The organism is Corallococcus sp. 4LFB (genome assembly GCF_046520365.1).
Taxonomy (GTDB): domain Bacteria; phylum Myxococcota; class Myxococcia; order Myxococcales; family Myxococcaceae; genus Corallococcus; species Corallococcus caeni.
The window spans coordinates 1-8,202 of the sequence record NZ_JBKGHJ010000390.1 but is presented as its reverse complement, the minus strand read 5'-3'; the positions used below and the strand labels follow the sequence as shown (position 1 = coordinate 8,202).

Below are 8,202 nucleotides of genomic sequence, written 5' to 3'. Positions count from 1 at the left end.
GAGCGGACTCGGGCCGCGACACGCAGGGCCGCTCGGTCGTCGCACGGGGCGCCTCGCTGTCCGGGGTTCCGCCATCGCGTGACGCCTTCGCGGCATCCCCCGGACGCGCGCCGTCACCGCTCGCACGTGCCGCGTCACCGCCCGCCGGATCCGACCAATGGAGCGGCTTGGAACCCTCGTCCTTCGCGTCCTCGACGGTCTCGGAGTCGAACCAGTCCGAGCCCACCGGCTTCGCGTCGGTTTCGGAGGACTCGTCGTCCCGCTCGCGCGCCTCCGCGGAGGCCTTGAGCTCCTGCTCCAGCACGTCCCAGTTCGACAGGCCCGCCGCCGCCAGCTCCTCCTCGGTCGGCTCCGCGGAAGGCGCGGCCTCTTCCGACGCAGCCGCCGCGGCGGCCGCCCGCTCCTCCGCCGCCACGTCGGCCGCGACCGAACCGAAGTCCGTCTCGTCGGAGTCCTCCACGCCGCCCTGAGAAGGACGCGCCTCCAGCTCCGGATCCGGCTCCAGCTCCTTCCAGGCCAGCGGCGCCGAGCCCTCCGGCTCCGCGGCCTTCGCGGCCCCACCGTCCTCGTCCGACTCGACGTCGAAGAAGCCCTCGTCCCCCAGCTTCGGCGCGGCCTTCACCGGCTTGAGCCCCGGCGGGGTGAGCCGCTCCTCACGGAAGGCGAGCTGCCCCTCCGGCGGCGTCCCTTCCTCGCCGGCCCCCTCCTCGTTCGGGAACGGGAAGCGCAGCGTGGTGCGCGCTTCCAGCGAACGGCCCTCGGCCGCCCCGGCCGCGTTCGGCGCTCCGCGTCCCACTCGTCGCCGATGTTCGCGTCCGGATCCTGCTCGCCCCACGCCTCTCCGGAGTCCCCCTCCCCCGCCGCCCACTCCGACTTCGTGCCCACCGAGAGCGCCGAGTCGATGGACGCCATCGCCTCCGACTCCACCTCCAGGTGCGCCTCTTCCAGCGCGGCGTTCATCGCCAGGTGGGTGCTGCGCTCGCGCTGCTGGTGTACGGCGTGCGCGCTGCGCTCCTCGCGCGTCATCGCCGCCACTTCCCAGTCCGTCTGGTTCAGCGGCGCCAGGTCCCCGAACAGCGCGTTGGCCAGCGCGGGGTCTCCTCCCACCGCGTGCGGCGCCGTCGCGTGCCACGCCTCGTCCGAGCCCGGGCCGCTCCCCTTCGCCGGCTCCTGGAGCGTCCGGTTCTCCACCACGCGCCAGCCGTCCGCCTCCGCCGGCGCGCGGATCAACGTGTCCACCAGCGTCACGAAGCTGGGGCCGTCCAGGGGCAGCGGCGCCACCGGCGCGCTGAAGCCCTCGATGGCCTCACTCAAGAGCAGCACCCGGGCCTTGTGGCCCTCCGGGTGCTGCACCAGCTCCTCCAGCACCACGCGCCCGCGGCCGCTCTCCACGCCCGGCGCGAGCACGATGAGCTCCGGCAGATGATGCCCGAAGGCGATGAGCGCGTCCGCGGCGGAGGTGGCGAGGATGACCTCGTGCCCTTCGCGGGACAGCAGTCGCCGGACGGCGGCGATGGTGGCGATGTCGTCGTGTACGAGGAGGACCGAGGCGCCCATGGGGGAGCCGGGGAGTCTACAGCATGGCCCCGGGATCCACGTCGATGACGACCTTCACCCCGTTGGGCACATCCGGCAACGCCGCCTCCAGGCGGGCGAGCAATGGGGCGAGCGCCGCATGCGTCGGCGCCTTCAGGAGCAGCTGCCAGCGCGTCTTGCCCCGGATCCGGGCAATCGGTGCCAGGGCGGGCCCCAGCAGGCGCACCCCCGCCGAGGCCGGCGGCATGTGCCGCCCGACGAGGTTCCCCAGGAACCGCGCCACCCCCGCCGTCTGCTCGGGATGCTCGCCCTCCAGCCGGACGGCCGCCATGCGCGCGAAGGGCGGATAGGCCAGCGCCTTGCGCCACTCCAGCTCCTGCTTGGAGAACCCGTCGAAGTCGTGCGCCAGCATCCGCCTCACCGGCTCCGCGTCCGGGTTGTAGGTCTGCACCAGCACCCGGCCCGGGTCCTTCCCGCGCCCCGCGCGCCCCGCCACCTGGGTCAACAGGTGGAAGGTCCGCTCGGCGGCTCGGAAATCGGGAATCGCCAGGGACGTGTCCGCCATCACCACGCACACCAGCGTCACGCCCGGGAAGTCGTGCCCCTTGGCCACCATCTGCGTGCCCACCAGCACGTCCAGCTCCCGCCGCGCGAACGAGGCCAGCAGCTCCGTCAGCTTCTCCGCGCTCGTCGCGGAGTCGCGGTCCAGCCGCGCCACGCGGGCGTGCGGCATCCGCTCCAGGACCTCCGCCTCCACGCGCTCCGTGCCGATGCCCAGCTTGAGCAGCGGGCCGGTGCACTCGCGGCAGCGGTCCGGCACCGGGAACGCCACGCCGCAGTAATGGCACACCACCCGGTTCTGGGAGCGGTGGTGCGTCATGCACACGTCGCAGTCGTGGCACTTGAGCGACAGGCCGCACACCTCGCACAGGAGGATGGTGCTGTGGCCGCGGCGGTTGAGGAACAGGATGACCTGCTGCCCCTTGGCCACCGTCTCCTCCATGGCCTGGAGCATCTGCGGGCTCAGGATGGGCGCCTCTTCCGTCACCTGGCCCTCGCGCGGGCGCTCCACGCGCAGGTCCACCAGGTTGATGGTGGGCATGGGCCGGTCGTCCACGCGGTTCTTCAGCTCGATGAGCTTGTAGCGGCCGGAGCGCGTGTTCTGGAGCGTCTCCAGGGACGGCGTGGCCGAGCCCAGCACCACCACCGCGCCGGCCTGCTTGCCGCGCACCACGGCCAGGTCGCGCGCCTGGTAGCGCAGCTTCTCGTCCTGCTTGAAGGACGGGTCATGCTCCTCGTCCACGACGATGAGCCCCAGGTGCTCCACCGGCGCGAACACCGCCGAGCGCACGCCCACGGCGATCTTCACCGTGCCCTTGCGCAGGGCCTGCCAGTGGAACAGCCGCTCGCGGTCCTTCAGCCCCGAGTGCAGCACCGCCACGTCGCCGCCGAAGCGGCTGCGGAAGCGCCCCACCAGCTGCGGCGTGAGCGCGATTTCGGGCACCAGCACCAGGCTGCCCAGGCCGCGCGCGAGCGTGTGCTCCACCGCGCGCAGGTACACCTCCGTCTTGCCGCTGCCGGTGACGCCGTGCAGGAGGTACGGCTGGAAGCCGCCCACGTCGACGGCGCCCTGGAGCTCCTTCACCGCCAGGGCCTGCTCCGGGGTGAGGCGGTCCGGGCGGTTCTGCACCAGCCCCTCGCGCACGCCGGGTTGCAGCGTCACCTCCACCCACTTCACGAACTTGCGCGTCGCCAGCTTCTTCAGCGTCTCGCGCGCGCCGGGGATGGCGTGCGTCACCTCGTCCAGCGGCGCGCGTCCCCCCACCGCCAGGAGGTACTGGAGCACGGCGGCCTGCGCCGGAGCGCGGGCCAGCTGCGGCGGCACCTCCGTGACGAGCGCCTCCACGAAGAACTGGATGTCCGGCCTGGCTTCCTTCTCATCCACCGCGGTGGAGAGGCCCGGCGGCAGCGCGCCGCGAATCACCTCCCCCAGCGGATAGCGGTAGTGTTCGGCGGTGAAGCGCAGGAGCGCGATGAGGTCCTTGGGCAGGGACGGCGAGTCCTCCAGCACGCGCTGGATGGGCTTGAGCCGCACGCCGCCTTCCACCGGCGCGTTCGCGGGCCCCAGGTAGAAGCCCAGCGCCATGCCCCGGCCGAAGGGCACCAGCACGCGCTGCCCGGGGGCGAGCTTGTCCCCGAGCGCCTCCGGCACCAGGTAGGTGAACTCCCCGCGCACGGGACGGCCCACGGCGACGGACGCAAGTTGGGCAGGGGTGGCGCTCACGGCGGGGCGCACTGTAGCGGCGTGCTCCCGCTGCGACAGTTCCCGTCCCACTTCCGTACGCCGCGTCCGCAGGGGAATGGAACCGCGAGAGGAGGGCTCTGCCGGTCCCTGCGGAAAACCACCCAGCGCGAAGTGCTCTTGCTCCATGACCGCCCTCTTGCCGCCAGTGCCCCACCCCGCCCGTCCTGCACCCGGGATCCACTGTGCCCGGAGCGTCTGACATCCCCGGGCCCCGGAAGCACGAAGGGCCCCTCCCGTCCCTGGAAAACCAGGGTGCGGAAGAGGCCCGGGTAACGGCGAGCGGCTCGGAAAGCAGGGAGCCGTGCGGGCGGCTACTTGCCGAACGCCTTCTTCACGGACGGGCGGTTGGACACGCGGTCCCACCAGGCCATCACGTTCTTGTACGGGGCGACGAGGTCCTTCTCGCCCATCATGAAGAGGTACTCCATGTACGGCGCCCAGACGACCTCCGCGAGCGTGAAGTCATTGCCCGCGAGGAACGGCCGGCTCGCCAGCGCCGCGTCGATGACCTCCAGCGGGCGCTTCACGCCCTCGCGGCCCAGGGCGATGTTCTGCTCGTTGTTGGTGCCCCGGAAGCGCTCCATGACGATCTTCATGGCCGGGCCGGAGAAGTAGGACTGCTCCACGCCCATGAACTGCTCCATCAGCGCGTAGGCCTTGGGGTCCGCGGGCGTCAGCGACGTGCCCGGCAGGGTGCGGTCCAGGAAGCGGCTGATGGCGCGCGACTCGTACATCATGAAGCCGTCGTCCAGCTCCAGCGCGGGCACCACGCCAAAGGGCTGGCGGGCCAGGTGCGCGGGCGTCTTCTGCTCGTGCTTCGACAGGTCGATGTTGATGAACTCGACCTCGCGGCCCTTCTCCGCCAGGACGGTGAGGACCTTGCGGGTACACGTGCTCATCGGGTTGCCATAGAGCTTCATGCGAATCGCCTCCGCGCCACGGAGCCGGGAAAATCCCGGTCCTGGAACGGGCGGGACTTTCACCGTGAGTCCCGCCCATCGCAAGCGATTCGGGTGACGCGCTACGGCGTGAAGAGCTTGTCCGGCACGCCCGAGCGGTTGTCCGCCTTCAGGGCCGTGAAGCGCAGCACGCGCTGGCCCGCCTTCCACACCTCCACCGTGCGGGGCATCCAGTCCCCGGTGGAGGGCGAGGCGTAGTCCACGAAGCGCACGTCCCAGGCCGTCCCGGACGCGTCCGAGTAGCGCAGGCGCGCGGGCCGGAAGGCGTCCTTGTAGACCCAGAACTGGGGCTTGCCCTCCGCGGGGTCCCCCAGGACGTAGGCCACCTCGCCGCCGAAGCGCGCGAGCGACGTGACCTTCGTGTTGACGCCCAAGCCCTGAAGGTAGGCCTCCTGGGCGAGCTTGGTGTCCTGCACGCTGCCCGCGTCCTGCGCGAGGATGGCGCACACCTGGGCCACGAGCACGGAGATGGCGGGCACCTCCTTGCCCTCCACGCGCTTCCTGCCGGAGGCCTGCACGGTGGCGGCCTTGACGCTGCTGTCCGGCGAGCTCACGTCGAAGCGGCAGCGGCCCGGAATCTTCACCGACAGCACGCCGTCACCCTGGAGCTCCGGGCGGTCGGTGGGGACGTTGAGGGCGGCCCCCGCTTCCGCCACGCCCGTGGAGGAGAAGATGACGGAGCCCTCCACGCGGAAGGCGGACAGGCGCTTCTCCTCCCGCGCGGTGGCCATGCGCCGGAGGATGGAGCCCCCGGGCAGCACGTAGGCGCCGGCGGCGAGGGAGACGAGGACGGCGGATACGGCGATGAGACGCTTCACGGCTTCTCCGTCTTGACGACCTCGCGCAGGTACTCCAGGAGTCCTCCGCGCAGGTCGGGGCGCTTGAGCGCATAGGCGATGTTCGCCTTGAGGTAACCCACCTTGTCACCGGCGTCGTAGCGCTGGCCCCGGAACTTGTAGCCCAGCAGACCTTCGGTCTTCTGGAGCGTGGCCAGGCCGTCCGTGAGCTGGATTTCGCCGCCCACGCCCGTGGTCTGGTTCTCCAGGATGGGGAAGATGGACGGGGGCAGCACGTAGCGCCCGATGACCGCCAGGTTCGACGGCGCGGTGCCCTTCTTGGGCTTCTCCACCACGTGGTCGATTTGAATGACGCCGTTGCCCAGGTCCTTGCCGGCGGCGATGCCGTACAGGTGCGTCTCGCTGTCGGGGACCTCCATCAGCGCGATGACGGCCTTCTGGTGCTGCTGGTAGATGCGCGCCAGTTGGCCGATGCCGGGCTCCTCCGGCGAGTCGATCATGTCGTCGCCCAGCAGGACGCCGAAGGGCTCGTGGCCGATGACGCTCCTGGCGCACAGCACCGCGTGGCCCAGGCCCAGCGGCTCCTTCTGGCGCACGCTGATGATGCGGACCAGGTTCGCGATGGCGCGCAGCTTGTCGGCTTCCGCCGTCTTGCCGCGGGCGCGCATCGTGGTCTCCAGCTCGAAGCCGATGTCGAAGTGGTCCTCGATGGCGGACTTGCCGCGGCCGTTGATGACGACCACGTCCTCGATGCCGGCGGCGACGGCCTCCTCCACGATGTACTGGAGGGTGGGCGTGTCGACGATGGGCAGCATCTCCTTGGGAACGGCCTTGGTGGCCGGGAGGAAACGGGTGCCCAGACCAGCGGCGGGAATGACGCACTTGCGGATGAGCTTCGCGGCCTTCGTGTCGGGAGAGGACATGGGGCGGGGAATCTATTGGTGGCCCAGAACCCCAGCAAGCCGGATAGATTCCCCAGCGCCATGCCGCTCCGTGCCATCGTTGCCGTCCTGTCCCTGACGCTGTCCGTGGTCCCCTTCGCCGCTCGGGCCGCCACCAGCGAACCCGCCGAGGAGCTGCGCAACGTCGCGAGCGCCCGCTCCCTGGGCATGGGCAGCGCCTTCCGGGCCACGGGCCTGGGTGCGGATGCACTCCTGGGCAATCCCGCGGCGATGGCGCTGTTCCCGGCCTACCGCATCGAGGGCACGGGCGCGTCCGACCCGCGCAACAAGGAAGGCTACCTGGGCCTCAGCCTGGCGGACTCCAGCAGCGGCCGGCTGGCGCTGGGCGTGGACTACCACTGGCTGTCGCTGGGGCGCGGCGGAGGACGGACGTCCGCGAACCTGAGCACGCTGGGCGCGGCGCTGCCGCTGAGCCAGTCGCTGCTCATCGGCCTGTCGGGGCACTACCTGCGGCTGAACGGCCAGTCGCGCTTCGCCAACTCCATCACGATGGACGCGGGCATCCTGGTGCGGCTGGGCGAGCAGCTGACGCTGGGCGTGTCGGGGCACAACCTCATCGACACGGAGAACGTGGAGCTGACGCGCTACTTCTCCGCGCACACGGCCTACGTGGGGCCGGCGCTGGTGGTGGCGTTCGACATGCGCGCGGACTTCGAGACGCGCGACTCGGCGGTGCTCACGTACAACACCGGCGCGGAGTACGTGCTCGACCAGACGGTGCCCCTGCGCGCGGGCTACACGTACGACGGCTTCCAGCAGGTGTCGCGCCTGACGGTGGGCACGGGCTACATGTCGCCCGGCGGCGGCGGCGTGGACCTGTCGTACCAGCACGACCTGGGCGGGTTGAACGGGCGCGTGCTGGCGCTCACGCTGCGCATCCTCGCGAACTGAAGCGTCCGGCGGCTCAGCGCCCCGTGCGGCCCGCTTCGGCGGCGTCCCGCAGGGCGAGGTAGCGCTCGGAGGCGGCGAAGCGGACCAGCTCCTCCAGCTCCGAGTCATGGGGGCGGCGGGCCCGGAGCGCGGTGAGCGCGGGCCCGGGGCCTCCGCAGGCGACGAGCCCCGCGCGGTTGGCGGAGTCGCGCGCGGCGGCGACCAGCAGGCTCGCGTCGAAGTCGCGGGTGCCGGGCTCCATCAGGAGGGCGGCGCGCTCCAGGCCCCTGGGGGACAGGGACTCGCGCACCACGCGGGCGTCGTCGCCGGCGTCCTTGGGGTTCTTGAGGACGGAGGACAAGAGCGCGAGCGCGCGCAGCAGGTGGTCCTTGCGCAGGGCGCGCAGGGCGAGCAGGTCAGGCGACAGCGAGAACAGCGCGCGGCCGGCGTGGAAGCGCAGCTCGGCGTTCGTGGGGGGCTGCTGCACGAGGAGCCGGCCCACGACGAGGCGCGGGGCGGAGGTGTGCAGCGGGGTGATGTTGGCGGTGTCGTCGTCGCCCGCGACGAGCTCCGGCAGGGGCACGCCCAGCAGGCGCGCGGTGGTGTGCAGCGCGTCCAGGATGGCGGTGGCGCCCGGGCCCGCGGACGCTCGCAGGGGCTCCGAGGTGCTGGCGATGCGCGCGGGTGACGGGAACAGCCGGCACAGCGCGATGCCCACGCACGCGAGCAGCTCCCCGGACGGGGTGCGCAGGCCTGGGTGGCGCAGGCCGGCG

Annotated in this window: 7 protein-coding genes and 1 pseudogene; 1 reads left to right on the top strand and 7 read right to left on the bottom strand. The window is 71.8% G+C overall.

Going from position 1 to position 8,202, the window contains the following annotated elements; all coding sequences use genetic code 11:
• The 6 genes from ACLEQD_RS31525 to galU form a co-directional block, all read right to left on the bottom strand.
• The coding region (locus tag ACLEQD_RS31525; protein WP_410389208.1) for a hypothetical protein at window positions 1-622 on the bottom strand (622 nt) is incomplete at its 3' end.
• Window positions 619-1,557, bottom strand: a complete 939-nt coding sequence (locus ACLEQD_RS31520) for a two-component system response regulator (protein ID WP_410389207.1) — start codon at window positions 1,555-1,557, stop codon at window positions 619-621. The genes ACLEQD_RS31525 and ACLEQD_RS31520, both read right to left, overlap by 4 nt.
• Before the next feature lie 16 nt (window positions 1,558-1,573).
• The gene (gene priA / locus ACLEQD_RS31515; protein WP_410389206.1) at window positions 1,574-3,967 is read right to left on the bottom strand and encodes a primosomal protein N'; all 2,394 of its coding nucleotides are present in this window, start codon (window positions 3,965-3,967) and stop codon (window positions 1,574-1,576) included.
• 185 nt (window positions 3,968-4,152) lie between these two features.
• On the bottom strand, window positions 4,153-4,761 hold the full coding sequence (locus ACLEQD_RS31510) for a glutathione S-transferase family protein (RefSeq protein WP_410389205.1): 609 nt from the start codon (window positions 4,759-4,761) through the stop codon (window positions 4,153-4,155).
• Window positions 4,762-4,862: 101 nt separating this feature from the next.
• Window positions 4,863-5,618, bottom strand: a complete 756-nt coding sequence (locus tag ACLEQD_RS31505) for a hypothetical protein (protein WP_410389204.1) — start codon at window positions 5,616-5,618, stop codon at window positions 4,863-4,865.
• Window positions 5,615-6,520 (bottom strand): UTP--glucose-1-phosphate uridylyltransferase GalU, encoded by a 906-nt coding sequence (galU, locus tag ACLEQD_RS31500; RefSeq protein ID WP_410389203.1) that lies wholly within the window; start codon window positions 6,518-6,520, stop codon window positions 5,615-5,617. Before galU ends, ACLEQD_RS31505 begins: the two co-directional genes overlap by 4 nt.
• A 60-nt stretch (window positions 6,521-6,580) precedes the next feature.
• Between galU and ACLEQD_RS31495 the strand changes: the two genes are divergently transcribed.
• Window positions 6,581-7,450 (top strand): hypothetical protein, encoded by an 870-nt coding sequence (locus ACLEQD_RS31495; RefSeq protein WP_410389202.1) that lies wholly within the window; start codon window positions 6,581-6,583, stop codon window positions 7,448-7,450.
• A gap of 13 nt (window positions 7,451-7,463) precedes the next feature.
• Here ACLEQD_RS31495 and ACLEQD_RS31490 read toward each other — a convergent pair.
• Window positions 7,464-8,202, bottom strand: a pseudogene (locus tag ACLEQD_RS31490) (hypothetical protein); the annotation flags it as partial.